The following is a 22,426-nucleotide window of genomic DNA, read 5'->3' on the forward strand; positions in this document are numbered from 1 at the left end:
TAGCGGGCGACAGTCCATGAACTCGATCTTCCTGCGCATTTATGGCGGCATGCTGGTGACCCTGGTGCTGGTGGCACTGCTGGGCATTTTCACCATCCACCAGGTCAACCAGGTGCGCGCCGATCAGTACCGCGAGAGCCTTGCCCGCGGCACCTTCCGTCTGATGGCGGACAACCTGCAACCCATGAGTGACGTGGAGCGCCGCCGCGCCGTGGTGCTCTGGGGGCGTCTGCTGGGCATTCCTCTGGAACTGCAGCCCGTGAATGAGGTGCGCCTGGACAGCAGTGCGCGCAGCCGGCTTTCCCGTGGCCAGGTGCTGGTGGAAGAAACCGGGCCCCATGCGGCGCGCGTTTTCAGCCTGATCAGCGTCAGCGACGGACTGCTGCTCACCGGAGAGGTGGAGCAGATCAGCGAGCAACTGGCGCGGGCCACCGTCTACCTGTTGATGGACGAACTGGTGCGCTTCCCGGTCAACGAGCAACCCCAGCGACTGGCGTCCATCAAGGAGAACAAGCAGTTCGGTTTCGATCTGCGGCTGATCCCGCTCAAGGATGCCGACCTCGACGCCGACCAGCGCCGCCGGGTGGACGAGGGCGATACCGTGATGGCCCTCGGCAAGGACGGCGATTCCATCCGCGTGTTCGCCGGCATGGTGGACACCCCTTGGGTCCTGGAGATGGGCCCGCTGCACCAGATGAACCCGTATCCACCGGAGATGCTGGTGCTGATCGGCTTCCTCGGCCTGACGCTGATCGGCCTCACCGTCTACTTCCTCGTGCGTCACCTGGAGCACCGCCTGATGGGGCTGGAAAGCGCAGCCACCGACATCGCCCAGGGCAAGCTGGATGTGCGGGTACCGGCCAAAGGCGCCGACTCTGTGGGGCGCCTGGCGGCAGCGTTCAATGGCATGGCGGAGCAGTTGCAGCGCCTGCTGTCCCTGCAGCGCGAACTGATTCGCGCAGTGTCCCACGAGCTGCGCACCCCGGTGGCGCGACTGCGCTTCGGCCTGGAAATGATCGCTGATGCCGAGAGTGACTCGGCCCGGCGCAAGTACATGGAAGGCATGGACGGCGATATCCAGGAACTGGACAAGCTCGTGGACGAGATGCTGACTTACGCCCGTCTGGAGCAGGGATCGCCGGCCCTGCATTTCCAGCGGGTGGACCTGGATGCGCTGTTCGACCAGGTGATCGCCGAGCTTTCACCCCTGCGTGCCAGCGTGCGTATCGAGCGCGGCCTGTGCCTGAACGTCGGCACCGACGGCGCCTGGGTGGAGGCCGAGCCGCGCTACCTGCACCGCGCCTTGCAGAACCTGGTGAGCAATGCCATGCGCCACGCCGAATCGCGGGTGCAGCTGAACTACCAGATTGGCCACAAGCGCTGCCGCATCGACGTCGAGGACGACGGCCCTGGCGTGCCAGAAAGCCAGTGGGAGAAGATCTTCAAGCCCTTCATGCGCCTGGACGACAGCCGCACTCGCGCATCCGGTGGTCACGGTCTGGGGCTGTCGATCGTGCGGCGGATCATTTACTGGCACGCCGGCCGTGCTCAGATCGGCCGCAGCGAATCCCTGGGCGGGGCGCGGTTCAGTCTGGTCTGGCCGAGGCGGCAGAGTGAGGCGGAGAGCCTCTAGGGGCGTTGCTTGTCTGTAGGGGCGAATTCATTCGCCCCTACAAGGCATATCGCCCTATGCGGGAATGGCCACCAGGCTGAGTAGCCTTCCCTGGAACATGCAGTGGTATCCGTCCAGCTCACGTCCAGCCGTCCATTCCTCTGACAGATCAATCAACAGCCGTAGGCGTGCCCGCACGCCGTCGCATTCGAGCAGTTCCGCATCCTGGAAATAGAAGCGCTTGCCCACCAGCGGGTAGAGCGCCTTGAACAGGCTTTCCTTTATAGAGAACGTCAGGGTGATGCGTTCGGCCTGCTGCTCGGGCGACAGGCCTGCAAGGCGCTGCAGTTCGGGCTCGGTGAGGAGCTGTTTCGCCAGCCGCTGGGCGCGGGTGGCGGTCAGGGGTTCTTCCAGGTCCAGGCCGAGGCCGCGCCACTGATCGCTGCGCGCCACCAGTGCGGTGGCCAGGCCGTGGCCGTGGCTGATGGAGCCGGTGATGCCTGCCGGCCAGACCGGTGCCCGGTCTTCGCCCAGGGCAGGCACCTCAGGGCTGCCGGTGAGGGCGAGGAGGGCGTCGCGGGCACAGAGGCGGCCGGCGAGGAACTCCGACTGCCGCTTGGCCACCGAGCGCTGGATATTGTCGGGCGCGGGGATGGCGCAGCGCTGGAGATCGTCGGCGGCGAACAGGGCCGGATCGAAGCGGCAGGAGCGAATGACCACACCTGGCAGGGCGTCAGCGAAGGGCCAGGTGGAATCGAGGGGGCTGCAGCAGTCGGGGAGGTTCAGTGTCATCGCGGCATTCTGACGGGCGCTGGCGGAATCGGCCAGTTCAAACGAGCGTTTACATAATTTTGCAAATGGCAAACAAAGCGAAACGGATCGCCGGACGGGGTTTTGCCAGACTAGCCCTGCGTTTCTTCTGGAACGCAGGTGAGGTTGTAGTCTGGAGTGCTGGCAATGCCGGTTCCGGACATTTTCTCTGAATTGAGTGCGGGAGCCTGAATGGGCTCCCGTTTTTTTTTGCGCGCCGGTTGGGGCTTCCTGCTCTTCTGGTCTGCAGAAAGTGGCGTGGGACGGCGCACGTGGTTTCGTTCAGCCTTGGTTCAAGGAGGGTTCAGGAGCGGTTCAGTGGTCGCTGGGCAATCTGGTTCCCGAGTTCAGCCAACTACTCGATAACCAGAAGAGGAAACTCACCATGAACCGTACCTTCAGCCGAATCGCTCTCGCTTCCGCCCTGGCCCTCGCCGCCGTCGGCGCCCAGGCCGCGGACAACTTCGTCGGTCTGACCTGGGGCCAGACCAACAACAACATCCAGAAGTCCGACGCGCTGAACGCGAACCTGGACAACCCCAAGCTGGACAAGGTCATCCACAAGACCGGCACCTGGGGCATCCGCGCCGGCCAGCAGTATGACGGCGGCCGCTACTACGCAACCTACGAGAACTTCTCCGACAGCAACAATGGCTTCAAGCTGCGTCAGCAGAACCTGCTCGGCAGCTACGATCTGTTCTTGCCCGTCGGCGACTACAACACCAAGCTGTTCGGCGGCGCCACCCTGGGCCTGGTCAAGCTGGAGCAGGAAAGCCGGGGTCTGAGCCGTGACAGCAACATCAACTACGCGGCCGGCCTGCAGGCCGGTCTCCTCCAGGACCTGAGCAAGAACGCGTCGATCGAAGCCGGTTACCGCTACCTGCGCACCAACGTCAGCACCGACATGGCTGAGCCCGGTGGGCCGCGTCTGGGTTCCCTGGACTTGCACAGCAGCGGCCAGGCCTACCTGGGCGCCAACTACACGTTCTAAACCGTTCACGAACATCAGGCCGGGCATTCGCCCGGCCGCTTCATTTGACAGGGAGACCGCACATGAAACTGCTGGTCGTGGAAGACGAAGCGTTGCTGCGCCACCACCTCTACACCCGCTTGGGCGAGCAGGGCCATGTGGTGGACGCCGTAGCCGACGCCGAGGAGGCGCTTTACCGCGCTGCGGAATACAACCATGACCTGGCGGTGGTGGACCTCGGTCTGCCGGGCATCAGCGGGCTTGACCTGATTCGCCAGTTGCGCAGCCAGGGCAAGACTTTCCCCATTCTCATCCTCACCGCGCGCGGCAACTGGCAGGACAAGGTCGAAGGCCTGGCCGCCGGCGCCGACGACTACGTGGTCAAGCCGTTCCAGTTCGAAGAGCTGGAAGCGCGGCTCAACGCTCTGTTGCGGCGTTCGTCTGGCTTCGTCCAGTCCGCCATCGAAGCCGGTCCGTTGCTGCTGGATCTCAACCGCAAGCAGGCACAAGTCGATGGCGAGCCTGTGGCGCTCACCGCCTACGAGTACCGCATCCTCGAATACCTCATGCGCCACCATCAGCAGGTGGTCGCCAAGGAGCGCCTGATGGAGCAGCTTTACCCTGACGACGAGGAGCGCGACCCCAACGTCATCGAGGTACTGGTCGGGCGCTTGCGCCGCAAGCTGGAAGGGGGCTGCGGCTTCAAACCGATCGACACCGTGCGTGGCCAGGGCTACCTGTTCACCGAGCGCTGCCGATGACCCGCAGCAAGTGCCTTTACGTGCGCATGGGTGCGTCCCTGCGTGTGCGGCTGATGCTGGGCGCCGCGGTGATGGCAGTGCTGTTCATGCTGGCGCTGCTGCCAGCGCTGCGTGGCGCCTTCGTCATTGCCTTGGAGCAGTCCATCCAGCAGCGCCTGGCCGCCGATGCCAGCGCGCTGATCGCCGCGGCACGGGTGGAGAACGGCCATCTGCAGATGCCCGAGAAGCTGCCGAACGAGGAATTCGACAACCTCGACGCGCGCCAATTGGGCTACATCTACGACAGCGATGGGCGCCTGGTGTGGCAGTCACGCTCCTCGCGCGATGAGCGGCTGGACTACCGGCCGCGCTACGACGGCCAGACCCACGAGTTCCTGCGGATCACCGACGGTGAGGAGGGCGAGTTCTTCGTCTACGACGTCGAGGTGGATTTGCTGCGCGGCCAGAAGGCCGCCTTCAGCATCGTCACCATGCAGCCGCTCGCCGACTACAAGAGCATGTATGACGGCTTCGTCAACCAGCTCTACCTCTGGCTCGGGGCGGCGTTGCTGGTGCTGCTGGGCCTGCTCTGGTTCGGCCTGACCTGGGGCTTTCGCAGCCTGCGCGGACTCAGTGCCGAGCTGGACGAGGTGGAGTCCGGTAGCCGCGACCGGCTGAGTGACGAGCACCCCCGCGAACTGCTGCGCCTAACCAAATCCCTCAACCGCCTGCTGGACAGCGAACGCCTCCAGCGCGAGCGCTACCGCCACTCACTGGACGACCTGGCCCATAGCCTGAAGACGCCACTGTCGGTGCTGCAGGGCGTCAGCGAGACCATCGCCGCCCGGCCTGTCGACCGTGAGCAGGCACGTGTACTGCAGGGGCAGATAGAGCGCATGAGCCAGCAGATTGGCTATCAGTTGCAGCGCGCTTCCCTGCGCAAGAGCGGCCTGGTGCGCCACCGTGTGCAGTTGGCGCCTCTGCTGGACAACCTGTGCGACGCGCTGGACAAGGTCTACCGCGAGAAACGTGTGCGGATGGCACGGGACTTCGATCCCGGCCTGATGATGCCCATGGAGCGGGGCGCCTTGCTGGAAATGCTTGGCAACCTGCTGGAGAACGCCTTCCGCCTCTGCCTTGGTCATATCCGTGTCAGCGCAGAGGTGCGGGATGGGTGCTGCGAACTGCGGGTGGAAGATGACGGCCCCGGCGTGCCGGTGGACCAGCGTGATCGCATCCTCAAGCGCGGCGAGCGCCTGGATACCCAGCACCCGGGGCAGGGTATTGGCACGGCGGTCGTGAAGGACATCATCGAAAGCTACGACGGCGAACTCTTTCTCCAGGACTCGTCGTTGGGCGGGGCGGAATTCAGGATTCGATTTCCGTTGCTGTAACCACTGGCCGGCTTTCCAGTAGGTTGGGCCGAGGAACGAGGCCCAACAAAGAGCAACCCTGGGTGTTGGGCCTCGCAGTCTCGGCACTCACCCACGGGGCAGTTTCGCTGCCGAGCGGCTCAGGCCTCCTGCGCCCGATACGCCCCTGGCGTCAGTCCCGTCCACTTCTTGAAGGCCCGGTGAAAGGCGGAGGGCTCGGAAAAGCCGAGCTGCTCGGCGACGTCCTGAATCGACAACTCGTCCCGACCCAGATGGTAGATGGCGAGGTCGCGGCGCAAGTGATCCTTCAACTCCTGGAAGCTTGAGCCTTCTTCCCGCAGGTGGCGGCGCAGGGTCTGGGGGCTGGTGTGCAGTTGCCGGGCAACGTCCTCCAGGTCCGGCCAGGTGCGGCAGTCGCGGCCGAGGAGGCGGCGGATCTGGCTGGTGAGGCTGTCGCCACCGTCGGGGCGGGCCAGCAGGTCGGCCGGGGAATGTTCGAGGAAATGCTTGAGCGTGCGCTCGTCCTGCAGCAGCGGCATGGTCAGGTAGCGGGCATGGAAACGCAGGCTGGTGCAGGGCGCATCGAACCGGCGGCCGGTGGGGAAAAGCAGTTCGTACTCGCTGGCGTGGGTCGGTTCCGGGTAGCTGAAAGTGGCTTCCTCCAGACTGATGCGCTGGCCGATCAGCCAACTGCCCAGGCGGTGCCAGATCACCAGAAGGCTTTCTACGAGGAAGTGGTCCGGGTCCCGGAGCGTGGCGTCATCCACTGTCAGCACGGCGAATTCACCGTCCCGCGTGAGCGTGATACGCGGCGCATCGGGAAACAGTCCGTAGAACAGGGTGCCCCGGCCCAGCGCCTTTTCCAGCGTACGGCAATGGATGATCGCGTGGCACATCATGGCGAATGTGCCGCGCTTGCTGCGCTGTTGGCCGAAGCCCATGTACTCGTCGTCCAGCGCTTCCCAGAGCAATTGCAGCAGCCGGGCGAACTGCTCGGGCGCCACCCGCGCGCGGGGTTCGTCCAGCAGGGCTGGCTGGATGCCCGCTTCGCGCAGCACGGTCGCACAGTCCACCCCTTGGTGCATGGCGCCGCGCAGGGCGGCCCGGACGAAATGGCTGGCGATGGTGCGCTCGCGCATGGGGTTGATCCGTGGTCGGGGAGGCCGATGTTAGGGCGCTGAAAGAGGCGGCCACAAGGGCGGAAGTGGCGGAAATCCCCCTGGGGGCTTGGCGGAAATCCGCCCGAAGGGCGCCAGGGTTCATCTTGGTTATTTTATTAAGTATATGAAATATAAGGGTTTTTACTATTTTTCAGGTTTGGCACAGGGCTTGCGTAGGGACAGTGCCGTCCATTCGACTGGATCGCACAACAACAAAAGTCTCCCGGACAGGGAGATATGTCGATCACAGTGACGCCAGGCCTAGACGGAACAGGTCGGGATCACTTGAAAGGAACACTGCCATGTCCCGCCAACCGTTCTACAAGAGCCTGTACGTTCAGGTCATCGTCGCCATCGCCATCGGCATCCTCCTGGGCCACTTCTATCCTGAAACCGGCGTCGCGCTGAAACCCCTGGGTGACGGCTTCGTCAAGCTGATCAAGATGGCCATCGCACCCATCATCTTCTGCACCGTTGTCAGCGGTATCGCCGGCATGCAGGACATGAAAGCAGTGGGCAAGACCGGCGGCTACGCGCTGCTGTACTTCGAAATCGTCTCCACCCTGGCCCTGATCATCGGCCTGGTCGTGGTCAACGTCGTCCAGCCTGGTGTCGGCATGCACGTCGATCCGGCCACCCTGGACACCAAGGGCATCGCCGCCTTCGCCGCTGCCGGCGAACAGCAGAGCACCATCGCCTTCCTGCTGAACGTGATCCCCGCGACCATCGTCGGCGCTTTCGCCAGCGGCGACATCCTGCAAGTGCTGTTCTTCTCCGTGATCTTCGCCTTCGCCCTGCAGCGCATGGGTGAGTATGGCAAGCCGATCCTGGAGTTCATCGACCGCATCGCCCATGTGATGTTCGGCATCATCAACCTGATCATGAAGCTCGCCCCCATCGGTGCCTTCGGCGCCATGGCCTTCACCATCGGCCAGTACGGCGTGGGTTCGCTGGTGCAGCTCGGCCAACTGATGCTGTGCTTCTACATCACCTGCGTGTTCTTCGTCCTGGTGGTCCTGGGCGGTATCGCCCGTGCCCACGGCTTCAGCATCCTGCGCTTCGTCCGCTACATCCGCGAAGAACTGCTGATCGTGCTGGGCACCTCCTCCTCCGAGTCGGCCCTGCCGCGCATGCTGAACAAGATGGAAAAGCTGGGCGCGAAGAAGAACGTGGTCGGCCTGGTCATCCCCACCGGCTACTCCTTCAACCTGGACGGCACTTCCATCTACCTGACCATGGCTGCCGTGTTCATCGCCCAGGCCACTGATACCCCGATGGACATCACCCACCAGCTGACTTTGCTGGCCGTGCTGCTGATCGCCTCCAAGGGCGCTGCCGGTGTCACCGGTTCCGGCTTCATCGTGCTGGCCGCCACCCTGTCCGCCGTTGGCACTCTGCCGGTCGCCGGCCTGGCGCTGATCCTCGGCATCGACCGCTTCATGTCCGAAGCCCGCGCCCTGACCAATCTGATCGGCAACGGCGTAGCCACCATCGTAGTCGCCAAGTGGTGCAAGCAACTGGACGAGAACACCCTGCAGCGCGAACTGGCTTCCGGCGGCAAGACCGAAGCCCCGACGGTTCCGCAGTCCGCTGCCTGATCGACGAACAGCTACAGCGTTCTCCTCCTGGTGAGGAGACACTTTTCAGCCCGGCCCCCGTAGCCGGGCTTTTTTTGTCCCGCTGAATCGCTTCTGGCAAGGGGAGGAGGGTCCGCTGCGCGCACCGCAACTTCCCTGCTGCGCATCCGGCGCGCGGCACACCCTACGGTTGGTCCATTTCCAGCCCTGACCGATTGCGTCAACTGCCCTGAGCGCTTGCGTCATTGAGGGGCGTCGGCACCGGCGCCTAACCTGCGGCACGACTCAGGCCCAGGAGCCACTGCCATGCAGCGCATTCATTTCGAGACCGAACACAACCTGTTCCGCGATGCCTTCCGTGCCTTCCTGCAGAAGGAGGTGGTACCTCACCAGGACGAGTGGGAAGAGGCTGGCGTGGTCGATCGCGGTGTGTGGAGGAAGGCGGGGGAGATGGGCTTCCTACTGCCCTGGGCGGACGAGGAATACGGCGGCGCCGGGCTCAAGGACTTCCGCTACGAGCAGATCATGGCCGAGGAGCTGGCCTACATAAATGAGCCGGGCTTCATGATCCCGCTGCATTCGTCCCTGTGTGGCCCCTATATCGCCGAGTACGGCAACGCCGAACAGAAGGCGCGTTTCCTGCCGGGGATCATCCGTGGCGAGACTATTCTCGCCGTGGCCATGACCGAGCCTTCCGCCGGCTCCGACCTGGCCGGCATGCGCACCACCGCCATCGACAAGGGCGACCACTACCTGCTCAACGGTTCCAAGGTGTTCATTTCAAATGGCCTGCTGGCGGACCTGGTCATCGTCGCCGCCAAGACCGACCCGACGAACAAGCACGCCATGGGCCTGTTCCTGGTGGAGCGCGGCATGGAAGGCTTCGAGCGCGGCCGCAACCTGAAGAAGCTGGGCATGAAGAGCCAGGACACCGCCGAGCTGTTCTTCAACAACGTCAAGGTGCCCAAGGAGAACCTGCTGGGCGATGCCAAGGGCGGCTTCTTCTACCTGATGAACATGCTCGCCCAGGAGCGCCTGACCAACGCCTGCGCCGCGGTGGCCGGTGCCGAGGCCGCGCTGCTCGCGACCATCGACTACGTGAAGGAACGCAAGGTTTTCGACCGGCCGGTTGCGAGTTTTCAGAACACCCGCTTCAAGCTGGCGGAAATGCGCACCCAGATCGACGTCGCCCAGGTCTTCACCGACCGCTGCGTGATGGACCACAACCAGAAGAAGCTCACCCCCGAAGTGGCCGCCGAGGCCAAGCTGTTCACCACCGAACTGCTGGGCAAGGTGGTGGACGAAGGCGTACAGCTGCACGGTGGCTGGGGCTACATGTGGGAATACCCCATCTGCAAGATGTACGCGAACGCGCGCATCCAGCGGATCTTCGCCGGCACCTCGGAAATCATGAAGGAGATCATCAGTCGCGGGATGAAGCTCTGAGGTGGGCGAGCGATTCGCACGGCGCCCCCTGCGAATGTGCCCCGTAGGGTGCGCCGTGCGCACCTTGGACAGACATCATTGAGGCGATCGTCATGACTCACGCACAAGGCGCCATCGACGCATGGGCGCAATTGGCCACCGGCCGCACCCGCGAGCTGATCCCCGAAGCCGTGCGGCTGTTCGAGAAATCCGGCACCACTGCCCTGCTGGACAAGGGCCTGAGCCCCGAGGAAACCGTGGCGGAAATGGACCGCGCCGGCATCGACAAGCTGATGGTCAGCGCCTGGTGCCGCCCGGAGCGCTGGGTCAGCACCAATGACGAGGTGGCCGAATACACCCACGCCTTTCCCGACCGCTTCGTCGGCGTGGCCGCGGTGGACATGAGCAAGCCCATGGCTGCATTGCGCGAGCTGGAGCGGGCGGTGACCGAACTGGGTTTCAAGGCGCTGCGGGTCGTGCCCTGGCTGTGGAAGCTGCCGCCCAACCATCGGCTCTACTACCCGCTCTATGTGAAGTGCATCGAGCTGGACATACCCTTCTGCACCCAGGTCGGCCACACCGGCCCGCTGATGCCTTCGGAAACCGGCCGCCCGGTGCCCTATCTGGACGAGGTGGCCCTGGACTTCCCCGAGCTGCGCATCGTCGCCGGGCATATCGGCCATCCCTGGACGGAGGAGATGATCGGCATCGCCTGGAAGCACGACAACATCTATATCGACACCTCCGCCTACTTGCCGCGCTATTACCCTCAAGCCCTGATCCAGTACATGAAGAGCTACGGCCAGGACAAGGTGCTGTTCGGCAGCAACTTCCCGCAGTTGTCGCTTTCCCGCTGCATGGAGCAGGTGGCTGACATGGGGCTTCCCGATGAGGTCAGGGAGAAGTTCCTCCACGGCAATGCGCGCAAGGTGTTCAGGCTTTAGAGTGAACGGCTGGTGGACGACCGCCGGAAACGAGATCAGGAGTTGCCATGAAAGGCCCGCTGTCTTCGCTGAAAATCCTCGACTTCTCCACCCTGCTGCCTGGCCCCTTCGCCTCGCTGCTGCTGGCTGACATGGGGGCGGACGTGTTGCGGGTGGAGTCTCCCACGCGCGTGGACCTGGTGCGCGTGTTGCCGCCCCACGATGGTGGCCAGTCCACCAGTCATGCCTACCTCAACCGCAACAAGCGCAGCATTGCCCTGGACCTGAAACGGCCGGAGGCGGTGGAGATCGTCAAGCAGCTGGTGCGTGACTACGACATCGTGCTGGAACAGTTCCGCCCCGGTGTGATGGGCCGCCTGGGGCTGGGCTATGAGGACCTGAAAGCGATCAACCCGAAGCTGATCTACGTCTCCATCACCGGCTACGGCCAGACCGGCCCGTACCGCGACCGTGCGGGGCACGACATCAACTACCTGGCCCTGGCCGGCATCGCCAGCTACACCGGCCGGCGCGACAGCGGGCCATTGCCGCTCGGGGTGCAACTCGCGGATATCGGCGGCGGGTCCCTGCACGGTGTGATGGGGTTGCTGGCGGCGGTGATCCATCGCCAGGCCACGGGGGAGGGGCAGCAAGTGGACGTCAGCATGACCGACTGCGCCTTTGCCCTGCACGGCATGGCCGGCGCTGGCTACCTGGGTGCCGGGGTGGAGCCGGATATGGAGAATCAGGCCCTCAACGGCGGCAGCTTCTACGACTACTACCGCACCCGCGATGGCCGCTGGTTCTCGGTGGGCAGCTTGGAGCCGCAGTTCATGCAGCAGTTCTGTGCCGCCATCGGCCAACCGGGGCTGGCGGCCAAGGGGCTGTCGCCCAAGGCCGAGGATCAGCACGCGCTGAAGCGTGCCATCGAGATCGAGTTCGAGAAGCGGGACTTCGCCGAGTGGCTGGACATCTTCTCCGCCCTGGATGCCTGCGTGGAGCCCATGCTGCCGCTGTCGGAAGCGGTGGAGCATCCGCAGGTCAAGGCCCGCGAACTGGTGGTGGACGTGCCGCGCGATGGCCTGCCGCCGCAGAAACAGATCGCCTGCCCGATCAAGTTCTCCGCTGGCCTTCCCGTACCGCGCTTTGCCGGTGGGGCGGTGGGGTTGCATACCGCCGAAGTGCTGGCCGGACTGGGGTTGAGCGCCGAGCAGATCGACGCGCTGAAAGCGGCAAAGGTGGTGGGATAACGCGTGGGGAAAACCCTGTAGGGGCGAATGAATTCGCCCCTACAGAGAAAGCCGACCTTACACCTGGCTCTGTTCCCCGCTGAACACCAGGGTCACCCGGCAGCGTCGGCAGTAGTAGCGACGCCCGCGCGCCACCAGGGCGTGGCGTTGCGCGGAGAAGGGGTGGCCGTCGGGGCAGGCGCAGCGATAAAGGTAGCGGGTCGCCTTGCGCCGTTTCACTTCATAGGTATGGCAGCGGTTGGGTGGCAGCTCGTAGACGCCGCGCATGATCAGCTGCCATTCCTCGCCATGGGGCTGGATGCGCGGGCCGAACAATTGGTGGGCCACCAGGTGCGCCACTTCATGGGCCACGGTCTGGCGCAGGAAATCTTCCTGGTTCTCGCGGTAGAGCTGCGGATTGAAGCGCAGTTTGTTCTCGTCCAGATGGGCGACGCCGGCCTTCTGCCCGCGAAGCTTGAAACTGACCTCCGGGCGGGGGAATCGGCATTTGAAGAAGTCTTCCGCCTGCAGGTAGCAGGCTTCGACGCGGGCAAGTAGCTGCTCGGGCATAGGGCACTCCGTTGGCGCGGAATTATGCCGCAAAGCCGGGGCTGTCCGGAGGAGCTGACGCCGAGTGGTCATTCCCGGCCAAAAGAAAAGGCCGCCCCGAGGCGGCCTTTCTTGTCAGAGGGAATGCTCAGCTGGTGTACACCGGCCCCAGACCGAAGCCCCAGAGGATGACCGCCGAGGCGATCATCGCCACCAGCACCACCAGGCCTACCGCCAGCACCGAGCTGGAGAACAGGAAGCCTTCGTCCTTGGGAATGTTCATGAAGGTCGGTATGCCCACGTAGAGCAGGTAGACCGTGTAGCAGATGGCCAGGGTGCCCACCGTCGCGCCGAACCAGAGGTGCGGGTAGAGGGCCGCCAGGCCGCCGATGAACAGCGGGGTAGCGCAGTAGGCGGCGAAGACGATGCACTCGCTGATGCTCGGGTTGGCGTCGTAGGTACGTGCCATCCAGTGGATGAAGCCGCCCATTACCGCCACGCCGGCCAGCATCGCCAGGTAGGACATGATGGACATCTGCATCGCGCTGGCCTGGGTGAGCATCACGGGATCGCCCTTGCCCAGTATCCAGCCAACCTGGGTCGTGCCGATATACGCGGAGATTACGGGAATTGCAGCAAGGATCAGGACGTGGGTGAGGTACATGTGGCTGATGCTTTCTTCTTCGCCACGGATTTCCTGCCACTCTTGATCGGGATGGGTGAAGAGCCCCCAAACATGGTGAATCATGCTGAACACCTCCTCATTATTATGAGGTCGCCCCCCAGCGAAGCGCCGGAGACGCGTATCCAGCGCCGACCGGTGCTCGGCCGACCTATGCGACCTTACGTCGCAGTATAGGCAGGTTGCCCGGCTCCGCCTTAGAGCGAATCGAAGATAAGTCGTCAGCTGTAATAGCGCTGAAGTATTTCCATGGCCTTGTTGATCGATTGCAGGCGCGACGTGCTGCCGCCGCGATCGGGATGGTGCTGGCTCACCAGCTGGCGGTAGCGCTGCTTGATCACGGCCAGGCTGAGGGGCTGGCTGCCGCTGTGCAGGCCGAACAGTTCCAGCGCCGCGAGCTTCTCCTCGCTGCCCTGCATGCGGGTCCAGAAGCTCGCCAGGAGCCGTTCCACATCTTCTTCCGTGGTGTCCCGCAGGTTGTTCAGGTCCAGGTAGTACTCCCGCAGCGGGTCGAGCTCGCTGAGGGCGGCGTCTGTCCCCGGTTCATAGGGGAGCAGCTGCACGCGCAGGGGGCTGATGGACAGGTGTGCCTGGCCTGCGCCACTCAGTTGGTCCCGCAAGCGGTAGAGGGCGTTGAAGACCAGGAAGTGGGTGCGGAACAGCACCAGCTTGTCGGTGAGTTCCAGGTGGGGGATATGGGTGGAATGACGGGCCTTGAGGGCCAGGATCAACTGATGCTCGCTCAGCCCCTGGGGTGCTCCGCGCAAGAGTTCGTGGAGTTGGTCGCTCAGGTCCTGGCCGGGGTCGAGGTCGGTATTCATCGCCGGAGCCTAGCACAGCCTGACGATGGGGCTGGGGCCGCGCACGCTTTGTGCGTAAAATAGCCAGCTTTTCGCATCTCCCCCGGATTTCAGAGCACCATGGGCACCCTTTCGGTCAACCAGAACAAACTGCAGAAACGCATCCGCCGCCTGGCCGGCGAGGCCATCGCCGACTTCAACATGATCGAGGACGGCGACAAGGTCATGGTCTGCCTGTCCGGCGGCAAGGACAGCTACACCATGCTGGACGTGCTGCTGTACCTGCAGAAGGTCGCGCCGATCAAGTTCGAGATCGTCGCCGTGAACATGGACCAGAAGCAGCCCGGCTTCCCCGAGCACGTGCTGCCGGCCTACCTGGAATCCATCGGCGTGCCGTACCACATCATCGAGAAGGACACCTACTCGGTGGTGAAGGAGAAGATCCCGGAGGGCAAGACCACCTGCTCGCTCTGCTCGCGCCTGCGCCGTGGCACGCTCTACACCTTCGCCGACGAGATCGGCGCCACCAAGATGGCCCTGGGGCACCACCGCGACGACATCCTGGAAACCTTCTTCCTCAATATGTTCTACGGCGGCACCCTCAAGGCCATGCCGCCGAAGCTGCTGGCAGACGACGGCCGCAACGTTGTGATCCGCCCGCTGGCCTACTGCAACGAGGCCGATATCGAGGCGTACTCCGTCCTCAAGGAATTCCCGATCATCCCGTGCAACCTCTGCGGTTCCCAGGAGAACCTGCAGCGCCAGGTGGTGAAGGAAATGCTCAACGAGTGGGAGCGCAAGTCGCCGGGCCGTACCGAGATCATGTTCCGCGCCCTGCAGAACGTGGTGCCCTCGCAGCTGGCCGACCGCAACCTGTTCGACTTCGCCAGCCTGCGTATCGACGAGACCGCGGCGCCGCGCACCCTGGACGTCGTCAATATCTGATCCTGCTTCTTGTAGGAGCCAGCTTGGCTGGCTCCTACCGGAAACCGCACGCTCTGGCTCGAAAGGACTCCCCATGCGCGACTACCGCTGGCTCCACGAATATTGCCTGAACCGCTTCGGCTCGGCCGAAGCCCTGGAAGCGCGCCTGCCGCAGCCGCGCAGCGATGCCGAGCTGCGCGCCCTGGGCGACGACCGCTACCTGTCGCTGATGGCCCTGCGAGTGTTCCGCGCCGGCCTCAAGCACAGCCTGGTGGATGCCAAGTGGCCGGCCTTCGAAGAGGTGTTCTTCGGCTTCGACCCGCAGAAGGTGGTGCTGATGAGCGCCGAGCACCTGGAGCGGCTGATGCAGGACACCCGCCTGATCCGCCACCTGGGCAAGCTCAAGAGCGTGCCGCGCAATGCCCAGTTCATGCTGGATGTCGTGCGGGAGAAGGGCAGCTTCGGTGCGCTGGTCGCCGACTGGCCGGTGACCGATATCGTCGGCCTGTGGAAGTTGCTCGCCAAGCGCGGCAACCAGTTGGGCGGGCTGTCGGCGCCGCGTTTCCTGCGTATGGTCGGCAAGGACACCTTCATTCCCACCGACGATATGGTCGCTGCCCTCAAGGCCCAGGACATTATCGACAAGGCGCCCACGAGTCAGAAGGACCTGGCCCAGGTCCAGGCCGCATTCAACCAGTGGCATGCCGAGAGCGGTCGGCCGCTGTGCCAGCTGTCGGTGATGCTGGCGCACACGGTCAACCACTGAGCCTGCGGTTGCGCTGCGCGGCGCGCCGGGCGGACACTGGGCGCCGATCGGAACAGGGGGACCGAACATGTCGGATATCCAACGTGTGGCCGAAGCAATCAAGGCGGCCAAGCGAATCCTGGTCATCACCGGCGCGGGGCTGTCGGCCGATTCCGGCCTGCCGACCTATCGGGGCCTGGGCGGGCTGTACAACGGCGTGACGGAAGAAGGGCTGCCTATAGAAGAGGCGCTTTCCGGCCCCATGCTGCGGCGCGATCCGGCGCTCTGCTGGAAATACCTCGCCCAGCTCGGCCGTGCCTGCCTCGGCGCCCGGCCAAACGCCGGTCATGAAGCGATCGCCCAATTGCAGCGAATCAAGCCCGAGTGCTGGGTGCTGACCCAGAACATCGATGGCTATCACCGCCAGGCGGGGTCGCCGCCAGAGCGGCTGATCGAGATTCACGGCGAGCTGTCGCCGCTCTACTGCCAGTCGTGCGGGAAGGAAAGTTTCGACCTGGCCCGACATCTGGCAGCAGAAATGCCTCCCAGATGTCATGAATGCGGTGGTATTCTCCGTCCGCCCGTGGTGCTGTTCGAAGAAATGCTCCCTGAGCAAGCCATCGACAGCCTCTACGCCGAGCTCCGCAAGGGATTCGATGCGGTGATCTCGGTGGGAACCACGGCGAGCTTTCCCTACATCATCGAGCCCGTCATCCGCACCCGCCACGCAGGCGGTTTCACCGTGGAGATCAACCCGGCTCGCACCGACCTCAGCCCTGTGGTCGACGTCCACCTCAATGGAAAGGCCTTAGATGTTCTGCAAGGACTGCTAAGTCACATTTCGGGCGATTAAATTTGCAAATGAGGTTGATAGAAGGCATAGTCGCGCCTTCATCATTTTTCATTCCATTTAATTCGACACGGTCGTGCCCATGCTGAAGCGCTTCGCACCCCTCGTGCCTGTCACTTTCGCCCTGTTTCTCGCCGCTTGCGCAGGCGATGTGCAGCAGCAATCCCAGTTCCAGTCTCAGGCTCCCGTAGCCGATGGCGCCCCCGATTCGCTGCTGGCGGATCGCGAGCCCACTGCCCTGGATCTGGCGAACCTCACCGACGACGAGCCCTACCAGATGCCGTCCCTGGCCGATGGCCTGCTGGAGCGTGGCTTCCAGCTGATGGGCACACCCTATCGTTTCGGTGGCCGTTCCCTGAAGACCGGTTTCGACTGCAGCGGTTTCGTCGGTTACCTGTTCAAGGAAGAAGCCGGTATCCAGCTGCCGCGTTCCACCCGCGAGATGATCAACCTGGATGCCCCGGTGATCGCCCGCGATGACCTGAAGCCCGGCGACATCGTGTTCTTCAACAACCGTGGCCGCGGCCGCGTCAGTCACGCCGGCATCTATATCGGCGATGACCAGTTCATCCATTCCAGCAGCAGCCGCAGCGGCGGTGTACGCGTCGACAGCCTCGACGATCGCTATTGGAAGGCCAGCTACATGGAAGCCAAGCGCGTCCTGGCAATGAACACCCCGACTCGCCACCCGACGCATCGCTGATCCAGCGGGTTGCGAGACAAAAAGCCGAGGCGGCCCGATGGCCGCCTCGGCTTTTTTTCTTTCCGGAGGGAACTTTTTCCAGCCAACCCTGCAGCTTTCGCTTGCAATATCACTGTGAGATCAGCAAATTAGCGTGCATTCTTCAAGTCAGGACTGACTTGCCATGCTCGCACCGGACCGCCTCGCCATCCTTGCCTTGGCTGCGCTGCTCACCGCTTGCGCGAGCAAGGCGCCGCCGCCTTATTCCCCTCCCGTCGTCCCTTCTCCTGCCCAGCAGTTCTCACCCGTTGCCGAAGACGTGCTGTTTCGCGCCCTTGGCCTGGTGGGCACACCCTATCGCTGGGGTGGCAACACGCCGGACAGCGGTTTCGACTGCAGTGGCCTGATCGGTTACGTCTATCGCGACGTTGCCGGCATCAGCCTGCCGCGTACCACCGGTGAGCTGATTTCCATGCGCACCCCCAGCATCGGTGTCAACGCGCTGCAAAGCGGCGACCTGGTGTTCTTCGCCACCAATGGCGGCGGGCAGGTCAGCCATGCCGGCATCTATGTGGGGGAGGGTCGCTTCGTCCATGCGCCGCGTACCGGTGGAACGGTGCGGCTGGACAGTCTGTCGAACAGCTACTGGCAGAGAAGCTACCTGAGCGCCAAGCGAGTAATCTTCGATCCAAGCCTGGCGCGCACCCCCTGAGGCACCCCATGACCAACCGCACGCTGAACCTCGACGACGCCCTTTACGGCTACCTCCTCGATGTTTCGCTGCGGGAGGCGCCACTCTTGGCGCGCTTGCGGGCGGAAACCCTGGCCCTGCCCATGGGCCGCTGGCAGATCGCCCCGGAGCAGGGGCAGTTCATGGCGCTGCTGGTCAAGCTCATCGGCGCGCGGCGCATCCTCGAAGTGGGCACCTTCACCGGCTACAGCGCGCTGTGCATGGCCGCCCAACTGCCGGAAGACGGTCGGATGGTCTGCTGCGACCTTCCTGGCGACTACAATGCCATCGCCCGCCGCTATTGGCAGGAAGCCGGCCTTTGCGAGCGGATCGAACTGCGCCTGGCGCCGGCGCTGGATACCTTGCCAGGGCTGGAGGCGGACAGCTTCGACCTGATCTTCATCGACGCCGACAAGGCCAACTACCCCGCCTATCTGGAAGAAGCCCTTCGCCTGGCGCGTCGAGGTGGGCTTATCCTCTTCGACAACGTGCTCTGGAGCGGTCGGGTTCTGGAGGCTGATCCGGATTCCGAAGACACCCGCGCCATCCAGGCCCTGAACCGTGCACTGAAGGACGACGACCGCGTTGACCTGTCGCTGCTGCCGGTGGGCGATGGCCTGACTCTCTGCCGCAAGCGCTGACGCCTGGGCGACATCCCGACCACCATGCCGGAACCCATCCGTCTCCCGCCCCAGCCTGACGCCTGCGAACTCTGCCGCCGCGCCGCCGCGCTGACTCGTCATCACCTGATCCCCAAGGCCCTGCACGACAAACCCTACGTGCAGAAGCGGTTCGCCAAGGGCGAGCGCATCACCGCCACCCTCTGGGTCTGCCGGCCTTGCCACAACCAGATCCACAAGCTGTTCAGCGAGAAGGAACTGGCCCTGAACTTCAACAGCCGCGAGTCCCTGCTGGGCGATGAGCGCCTGCGTACCTTCGTCGACTGGCTGGCTGCCAAGCCGGCAGGCTTCACCCCGAGGCACTGAATGACGCCCATCCCCGACGACCTGATCCGGCACCTGCAGCAGGTCCGCCATTTGGTGATCTTCACCGGTGCCGGCGTTTCCGCCGAAAGCGGCATCCCTACCTTTCGCGATGCTCAGACCGGCCTCTGGGCCAAGTACCGCCCCGAACAGCTGGCCAGCCCCGAAGGCTTCCATGCTGATCCGCAGACCGTCTGGGACTGGTACGCCTGGCGCCGCGAGAAATGCCTGGCTGCCGAGCCCAATGCGGCGCATCTGGCCATCGCCGAGCTTGAACGGCGTCTGCCACGGGTGACGCTGATCACCCAGAACGTCGACGGCCTGCATCAGCGCGCCGGAAGCTCCGCGCCGCTGGAACTGCACGGCAATATCCACCACTTGAAATGCTTTGCCTGCCGGCGGGATGGCGGCGATTGGCCCGATGACGTGCGGACCATCCCGCGCTGTCGTTGCGGTGGCCGGATGCGCCCGGCGGTGGTCTGGTTCGGCGAAAGCCTTCCCGAGACAGTGCTGGGAGCTGCCGCCGAGGCCAGCCAGCACACCGACCTCTTCCTCAGCATCGGCACATCCAGCCTGGTCTACCCGGCGGCCGAGCTGCCCTTTCTGGCCAAGCGCCACGGCGCCTTCGTGGTGGAGATCAATCCTCAGCCCACGCCCCTCAGTGCGCGAGCCGACCTCTGCCTGCAAGGCGCGGCAGGGGAAGTGATGGCCGCGCTGCTGGCGACCAACACATAGGATGCAGTAGAGCGAAGCGAAACCCATCAACCGGACCCTGGGTTTCGCTTCGCTCCGCACCAACCCACGGATGGCGCTGAGCCCGCTCCGTCTGTCGGGTTTGACGCTCTCTCTCCGACCCTCTAACCTTCGCCGCTGCCTCAGGTGCCCCTTGGCTCATGTCGAAGGGGTGAAACAGGGAAGCCGGTCCATTCCTCAGAAGAATCCGGCGCTGCCCCCGCAACGGTAGGCGAGTAGAAAGCCGCAATCGGCCACTGTGCCCAGGCATGGGAAGGCGCGGCAAGGGAGCGAAGCTCCACTCGCAAGCCCGGAGACCGGCCTGGCGCGTTCAGCGCACGCGGAGCCTTCCGCGTGCAGTTCCCACAGATGTCGCGCGGGTGGCACGACGGAGATCCAGACTTTGATTCGCAAGCCTTTCATCGGGCCAGCGGCGTTTGCGCTGCTTGGCACTTCAGCCCTTTCCTCCAACCTGGCCGCTGCGGCCCTGACCCTCGACGAGCAGGTGGTCACCGCCACTCGCAGCGAACATCCGGTACGTGCCAGCCTGGCGGCGACCACCGTGATCGACCGCGAAGAGATCGAACTCAGCCAGGCCCGTTCCGTGCCCGAGCTGCTGCGCAAGGTGCCGGGCGTGACCGTCAGCAATAACGGTGGTCCGGGGAAGCAGACCACGGTGTCCATTCGCGGGACGGAATCCGATCACGTGCTGGTGCTGATCGACGGCGTCAAGGTGGGGTCGGTCAGCAATGGCCTTACCGCGTTCCAGGACCTGCCGGTCGAGTTGATCGAGCGCATCGAGGTCGTTCGCGGCCCCCGGTCGAGCCTCTACGGCTCGGAAGCCATCGGCGGCGTGATCCAGATTTTCACCCGCAAGGGCGGGCAGGACGGCGCCAAGCCCTGGTTCTCGGCCGGTTACGGCACCCACGACAGCTATGACGGCAGCGCCGGTGTTTCCGGTGGCGACGGCAAGGGCTGGTACAACCTCGGCCTCAGCAGCCAGGACACCGACGGCATCGACGCTCTCAATGCACGGAGCAGCTACCACGAGCCCGATGCCGACGGTTACCGCAACCTGTCCGGCAGCCTGGGCGCCGGCTATCGCTTCGACAATGGCCTGGAACTCGACGGCACGCTGATGCGCGTCAAGGCCCACAACGACTACGACCTGGTCAGTCCGTACAATCCCGGGGGAGGGCGGAACGCCAACGCCGACAACGAGCAGCGGCTTATCGGCGGGCGTGCTCGCTTCAGCCCGCTGGAGCCCTGGGATGTGACCTTGCAGGCAGGCCAGAGCGAGGACCTTAGCCGCGAGGAAACGGGTGGGCAGTTCTCCTCACGCTTCGATTCCCAGCGGAACTCGGCTTCCTGGCTGAACGACGTGACCCTGGCCGAAGGCCATGTGCTGACCCTGGGCTACGACTGGCAGCAGGACGAAGTCAGCAGCTCCACCGTCTTCGACAAGGATTCACGGCTGAACAAGGGCTGGTTCGCCCAGTACCTCGGCGAAGCTGGCCGCCAGGACTGGCAACTCAGCCTGCGCCGCGACGACAACGAGCAGTTCGGCACCCACGACACCGGCAGCGCCGCCTGGGGATACGCCCTGACCGACGCCGTGCGCTTCAGTCTTAGCTACGGCACCGCGTTCAAGGCGCCTACGTTCAACGAGCTGTACTTCCCCGACTACGGCAACCCCAACCTGGATGCGGAAACCTCCGAGACCTTCGAAGTCGGCCTGGCCGGCGAGCATGACTGGGGACGCTGGTCGGCCAATGCCTTCCGTACCGACGTGGATGATCTGATCGTCCATGACGCGAACTCAGGGCTCGGGCCCTTCGGTAGCCCTAACAACATCGGCAAGGCGCGCATCGATGGCCTCGAGCTGGTGCTGGGCAGCCAGTGGCTGGGCTGGGACTGGCAGGCCAACGCGACATTGCTCGATACCGAGAACCGAGCGAACGACGCCAATCACGGTAATGAGCTGCCGCGCCGGGCCCGGCAGGTGTTCAACCTCGATCTGGACCGCCGCATCGGCCGCTTCGGCGTGGGCGCGACCCTGCACGCGGAAGGACGGCGCTTCGACGATATAGAAAATGATCAGCGCCTCGCCGGCTATGCCACCGTGGACCTGCGCGGCGAGTACTGGCTGACCGAGGAGTGGCGCCTGCAGACCAAGGTGACCAACCTGCTGGACGCCGACTATGAAACCGCACTGGACTTCAATCAGCCCGGACAGGCAGTGTTCTTCTCCGTCCGCTACCAGGCCATTTGACCCCGAGGAATTCCCATGAGCGAATCCGCCGAACGCGATGCCCGCCACAAGGCCCGCATGCAACGCAAGAAGGCCGTGATCGACGAAAAGATCGCCCAGGCCCAGGACGAATACGGCCTGCTGCTGGTGCACACCGGCAACGGCAAGGGCAAGAGCAGCTCGGCCTTCGGCATGGTGGCCCGCGCTCTGGGGCATGGCCTCAAGGTCGGGGTGGTGCAGTTCATCAAGGGGGGCATGTCTACCGGCGAGGAGGCTTTCTTCCGCCGCTTCCCCGAAGAAGTCAGCTACCACGTGATGGGCGAGGGCTACACCTGGGACACCCAGGATCGCCAGCGTGATATCGAAAAGGCCCAACAGGCCTGGGCCGTGGCGCGTACCCTGCTGGACGATCCGCAGGTGGGCCTGGTGGTGCTGGACGAGCTGAACATCGCCCTCAAGCACGGCTACCTGGACCTGGAAACCGTACTCAAGGACATCGAGTCCCGCCCCGAGCATCAGCACGTGGTCGCCACCGGCCGTGGCGCGCCTGAAGGCCTGATCGAGGCCGCCGACACCGTCACCGAGATGTCCCTGGTGAAGCACGCCTTCAAGTCCGGCGTGAAAGCCCAGAAGGGTGTGGAGTTCTGATGCCGCGCGCCGCTGCTTTTGCCCCCTCTCC

23 protein-coding genes and 1 riboswitch are annotated in these 22,426 nt (G+C 64.3%); of the genes, 18 read left to right on the forward strand and 5 right to left on the reverse strand.

Annotation, left to right across the window (positions count from 1 at the left end; genetic code table 11):
* The first annotated feature begins 16 nt into the window (after positions 1-16).
* Positions 17-1,633 carry an ATP-binding protein gene (locus TQ98_RS07710; protein ID WP_044874762.1) on the forward strand — a complete coding sequence of 539 codons (1,617 nt, stop codon included), beginning with the start codon at positions 17-19 and terminating at the stop codon, positions 1,631-1,633.
* Positions 1,634-1,687: 54 nt separating this feature from the next.
* On the opposite strand, the gene TQ98_RS07715 is transcribed toward TQ98_RS07710, so the two are convergent.
* The gene (locus TQ98_RS07715) at positions 1,688-2,404 is read right to left on the reverse strand and encodes a 4'-phosphopantetheinyl transferase superfamily protein (protein WP_044874763.1); all 717 of its coding nucleotides are present in this window, start codon (positions 2,402-2,404) and stop codon (positions 1,688-1,690) included.
* Positions 2,405-2,807: 403 nt separating this feature from the next.
* Between TQ98_RS07715 and TQ98_RS07720 the strand changes: the two genes are divergently transcribed.
* The 3 genes from TQ98_RS07720 (at position 2,808) to TQ98_RS07730 (ending at position 5,526) form a co-directional block, all read left to right on the forward strand.
* Positions 2,808-3,413, forward strand: coding sequence for an outer membrane beta-barrel protein (locus TQ98_RS07720; RefSeq protein WP_044874764.1), 606 nt, complete (start codon positions 2,808-2,810; stop codon positions 3,411-3,413).
* Between the two features lie 62 nt (positions 3,414-3,475).
* Positions 3,476-4,153 (forward strand): response regulator, encoded by a 678-nt coding sequence (locus TQ98_RS07725; RefSeq protein ID WP_044874765.1) that lies wholly within the window; start codon positions 3,476-3,478, stop codon positions 4,151-4,153.
* A gap of 26 nt (positions 4,154-4,179) precedes the next feature.
* The gene (locus TQ98_RS07730) at positions 4,180-5,526 is read left to right on the forward strand and encodes an ATP-binding protein (RefSeq protein WP_082073328.1); all 1,347 of its coding nucleotides are present in this window, start codon (positions 4,180-4,182) and stop codon (positions 5,524-5,526) included.
* Between the two features lie 119 nt (positions 5,527-5,645).
* On the opposite strand, the gene TQ98_RS07735 is transcribed toward TQ98_RS07730, so the two are convergent.
* Positions 5,646-6,644, reverse strand: a complete 999-nt coding sequence (locus TQ98_RS07735) for an AraC family transcriptional regulator (RefSeq protein WP_044874767.1) — start codon at positions 6,642-6,644, stop codon at positions 5,646-5,648.
* 323 nt (positions 6,645-6,967) lie between these two features.
* Here TQ98_RS07735 and TQ98_RS07740 point away from each other — a divergent pair, with 323 nt between their 5' ends.
* The 4 genes from TQ98_RS07740 to TQ98_RS07755 all read left to right on the forward strand — a co-directional run bounded on the left by TQ98_RS07740 (position 6,968) and on the right by TQ98_RS07755 (position 11,840).
* Positions 6,968-8,263, forward strand: coding sequence for a dicarboxylate/amino acid:cation symporter (locus tag TQ98_RS07740; protein WP_044874768.1), 1,296 nt, complete (start codon positions 6,968-6,970; stop codon positions 8,261-8,263).
* 285 nt (positions 8,264-8,548) lie between these two features.
* Complete coding sequence (locus TQ98_RS07745) at positions 8,549-9,688, forward strand: acyl-CoA dehydrogenase family protein (RefSeq protein WP_044874769.1); 1,140 nt, start codon at positions 8,549-8,551, stop codon at positions 9,686-9,688.
* A gap of 92 nt (positions 9,689-9,780) precedes the next feature.
* Positions 9,781-10,611, forward strand: coding sequence for an amidohydrolase family protein (locus TQ98_RS07750; RefSeq protein ID WP_044874770.1), 831 nt, complete (start codon positions 9,781-9,783; stop codon positions 10,609-10,611).
* Positions 10,612-10,658: 47 nt separating this feature from the next.
* Positions 10,659-11,840, forward strand: coding sequence for a CaiB/BaiF CoA-transferase family protein (locus TQ98_RS07755; RefSeq protein ID WP_044874771.1), 1,182 nt, complete (start codon positions 10,659-10,661; stop codon positions 11,838-11,840).
* A 57-nt stretch (positions 11,841-11,897) separates the two neighbouring features.
* Here TQ98_RS07755 and TQ98_RS07760 read toward each other — a convergent pair whose 3' ends face one another.
* From TQ98_RS07760 to TQ98_RS07770, 3 genes are all read right to left on the reverse strand, one after another.
* On the reverse strand, positions 11,898-12,389 hold the full coding sequence (locus TQ98_RS07760) for a SprT family zinc-dependent metalloprotease (protein ID WP_044874772.1): 492 nt from the start codon (positions 12,387-12,389) through the stop codon (positions 11,898-11,900).
* Positions 12,390-12,516: 127 nt separating this feature from the next.
* Positions 12,517-13,116: a Yip1 family protein gene (locus TQ98_RS07765; protein ID WP_044874773.1), complete on the reverse strand. Its 600-nt coding sequence runs from the start codon at positions 13,114-13,116 to the stop codon at positions 12,517-12,519.
* 155 nt (positions 13,117-13,271) lie between these two features.
* Positions 13,272-13,871, reverse strand: coding sequence for a DNA-J related domain-containing protein (locus tag TQ98_RS07770; protein ID WP_044874774.1), 600 nt, complete (start codon positions 13,869-13,871; stop codon positions 13,272-13,274).
* Positions 13,872-13,970: 99 nt separating this feature from the next.
* On the opposite strand from TQ98_RS07770, the gene ttcA reads away from it, so the two are divergent.
* From ttcA to cobO, 10 genes are all read left to right on the forward strand, one after another.
* Positions 13,971-14,795 (forward strand): tRNA 2-thiocytidine(32) synthetase TtcA, encoded by an 825-nt coding sequence (gene ttcA, locus TQ98_RS07775; RefSeq protein WP_044874775.1) that lies wholly within the window; start codon positions 13,971-13,973, stop codon positions 14,793-14,795.
* Between the two features lie 73 nt (positions 14,796-14,868).
* Positions 14,869-15,540 carry a DNA-3-methyladenine glycosylase I gene (locus TQ98_RS07780; RefSeq protein ID WP_044874776.1) on the forward strand — a complete coding sequence of 224 codons (672 nt, stop codon included), beginning with the start codon at positions 14,869-14,871 and terminating at the stop codon, positions 15,538-15,540.
* Between the two features lie 67 nt (positions 15,541-15,607).
* On the forward strand, positions 15,608-16,372 hold the full coding sequence (locus tag TQ98_RS07785; protein WP_044874777.1) for an NAD-dependent deacylase: 765 nt from the start codon (positions 15,608-15,610) through the stop codon (positions 16,370-16,372).
* A gap of 79 nt (positions 16,373-16,451) precedes the next feature.
* The gene (locus tag TQ98_RS07790) at positions 16,452-17,072 is read left to right on the forward strand and encodes a C40 family peptidase (protein ID WP_044874778.1); all 621 of its coding nucleotides are present in this window, start codon (positions 16,452-16,454) and stop codon (positions 17,070-17,072) included.
* Positions 17,073-17,235: 163 nt separating this feature from the next.
* Positions 17,236-17,763 (forward strand): C40 family peptidase, encoded by a 528-nt coding sequence (locus TQ98_RS07795; RefSeq protein WP_044874779.1) that lies wholly within the window; start codon positions 17,236-17,238, stop codon positions 17,761-17,763.
* An 8-nt stretch (positions 17,764-17,771) separates the two neighbouring features.
* Positions 17,772-18,422 (forward strand): class I SAM-dependent methyltransferase, encoded by a 651-nt coding sequence (locus tag TQ98_RS07800; protein WP_044874780.1) that lies wholly within the window; start codon positions 17,772-17,774, stop codon positions 18,420-18,422.
* 24 nt (positions 18,423-18,446) lie between these two features.
* Positions 18,447-18,767 carry a hypothetical protein gene (locus tag TQ98_RS07805; protein ID WP_044874781.1) on the forward strand — a complete coding sequence of 107 codons (321 nt, stop codon included), beginning with the start codon at positions 18,447-18,449 and terminating at the stop codon, positions 18,765-18,767.
* Positions 18,768-19,499, forward strand: a complete 732-nt coding sequence (locus TQ98_RS07810) for an NAD-dependent deacylase (protein ID WP_044874782.1) — start codon at positions 18,768-18,770, stop codon at positions 19,497-19,499.
* 125 nt (positions 19,500-19,624) lie between these two features.
* Positions 19,625-19,837, forward strand: a riboswitch (cobalamin riboswitch).
* 65 nt (positions 19,838-19,902) lie between these two features.
* Complete coding sequence (gene btuB / locus TQ98_RS07815) at positions 19,903-21,768, forward strand: TonB-dependent vitamin B12 receptor (RefSeq protein WP_044875448.1); 1,866 nt, start codon at positions 19,903-19,905, stop codon at positions 21,766-21,768.
* 15 nt (positions 21,769-21,783) lie between these two features.
* Entirely contained in the window at positions 21,784-22,395 is a 612-nt protein-coding gene (gene cobO / locus TQ98_RS07820; protein ID WP_044874783.1) for a cob(I)yrinic acid a,c-diamide adenosyltransferase, read from the forward strand.
* Positions 22,396-22,426 lie beyond the last annotated feature (31 nt).

Source organism: Pseudomonas sp. LFM046, from assembly GCF_000949385.2.
GTDB lineage: Bacteria > Pseudomonadota > Gammaproteobacteria > Pseudomonadales > Pseudomonadaceae > Metapseudomonas.